The organism is Micromonospora sp. DT201 (assembly GCF_049841575.1).
In the GTDB taxonomy this organism is placed as follows: Bacteria; Actinomycetota; Actinomycetes; order Mycobacteriales; family Micromonosporaceae; genus Micromonospora.
In genome coordinates this window covers 1-296 of sequence record NZ_JBNCKP010000103.1, presented here as the reverse complement: position 1 = coordinate 296, position 296 = coordinate 1, and the positions used below count along the sequence as shown (strand labels likewise).

General features: G+C 64.2%; 1 pseudogene. It reads right to left on the bottom strand.

Annotation, left to right across the window (positions count from 1 at the left end):
• Nucleotides 1-8 precede the first annotated feature (8 nt).
• Nucleotides 9-296: pseudogene (locus ACLQ28_RS34600) on the bottom strand (hypothetical protein); the annotation flags it as partial.

Genomic DNA, 296 nt, shown 5'->3' with positions numbered 1-296 from the left:
TGCGGTGGTCAGCTGTTCCAGTACTGGCCAACCAGGTCAGCGGCCTGCTGCTCCCACTGGGCGTACGCGTCCGGGTAGGCCGAGACCTGCACGGTCTGCGCGGCCTGGGTCAGCGGCATGTCCTGCCACCCGTCAACCTGCTTCAGACCCTTCAGGAACGCAGTCGTCGAGTACTCAGGGTTGGTGATCTGCTCCGGAGTACCCCAACCACTGGACGGACGCTGCTGGAACAGGCCCAGCGAGTCGTGGTCGTTCATGTCACCGAGGTGACCCAGGTTCTCCAGCTTCGACTCCTG